This is a genomic window from Paracoccus sp. Z118, from assembly GCF_019061185.1.
In the GTDB taxonomy this organism is placed as follows: Bacteria; Pseudomonadota; Alphaproteobacteria; order Rhodobacterales; family Rhodobacteraceae; genus Paracoccus.
In genome coordinates this window covers 1-946 of the sequence record NZ_JAHQZU010000098.1, presented here as the reverse complement: position 1 = coordinate 946, position 946 = coordinate 1, and the positions used below count along the sequence as shown (strand labels likewise).

At 65.4% G+C, this 946-nt stretch carries 1 protein-coding gene and 1 tRNA gene; one reads left to right on the top strand and one right to left on the bottom strand.

The features are described from left to right. A partial coding sequence (locus KTN05_RS17650) for a hypothetical protein (RefSeq protein WP_217330668.1) occupies positions 1-365 on the top strand: 365 nt, incomplete at its 5' end. A gap of 198 nt (positions 366-563) precedes the next feature. Here KTN05_RS17650 and KTN05_RS17645 read toward each other — a convergent pair. Next, positions 564-653 (bottom strand) — tRNA-Ser (locus KTN05_RS17645). Positions 654-946 lie beyond the last annotated feature (293 nt).

Genomic DNA, 946 nt, shown 5'->3' with positions numbered 1-946 from the left:
CGGCGATGGCCGCCAGCGTCACGCCCGGCCGCGCGCTGCGCTACGCCGGGGCTCCGCGCGCGGCCTCCTACACCAACCGCTGGGACACTGCCGCGATGGCGCGGGCCAAGGAAGCGGGCCTGTCGCCACAGGAAGTCAACGCCGCGCTGACGCAGGTGAATTGGGGGGCAGACGATGGGGCGGCAAGGGCCGCCGCTGGGGCCGATTTCCGGGCCGCTGGCAGCGCTTGCGGCTTCCCGGCTGGCTCAGCTGGGCAGGGCATGAATGGCGGCCAGCCTACGCTGATAGCTTCCGGCGAGATAGGGCAGGACGCGCCCGAGGGTTCCTCACGCTTTTCCCCTCAAAGCGTCCCCGTTAGTCGGTGAGTGGGCAAACCCCGACAGGCGCGGCAGGTGCACCTTTTTGCCTGCGCGGCGCAGTGACAGCACGGGTGATGCCGGGGCTGACATGGGCAGGAGGGCCGACCCAGCGGCCTTCCTGCCGCTTCATTTAACGTGCAATCGGGGGTGACTTCCGAAGCGATGCAAATTTCTCAGTTAAAGTCAACGGCTTGATGAATTAAATGGCGGAGAGGGTGGGATTCGAACCCACGGAACCCGTGAAGGCTCAACGGTTTTCGAGACCGCCCCGATCGACCACTCCGGCACCTCTCCGCGCTTGGGGTGGTGCGAGGGGGTTTAGAGAGGTGGAAATTGAAGTGCAAGGGGGCTCAGAGAATTTCGCTGGATGGAGATCGCCAGAAGCTGTGGGGGCTTCGGACGCGCGGCACGGGTGCGAGTGGTAGGGTTCATTCTGCCGGCGGGTAGGTCGTCGCGGTCATGCCCCTTGGCGTGGTGTAGGAGCGCCGGCCTTCGGAGAGGTCCGAGCTTGATCAGATTGCCACAGCGGGCAGCCTGATGCCGGGATTGTCGGTGACGCGGGCAAGCGTTTCAAGCGACATGTATCT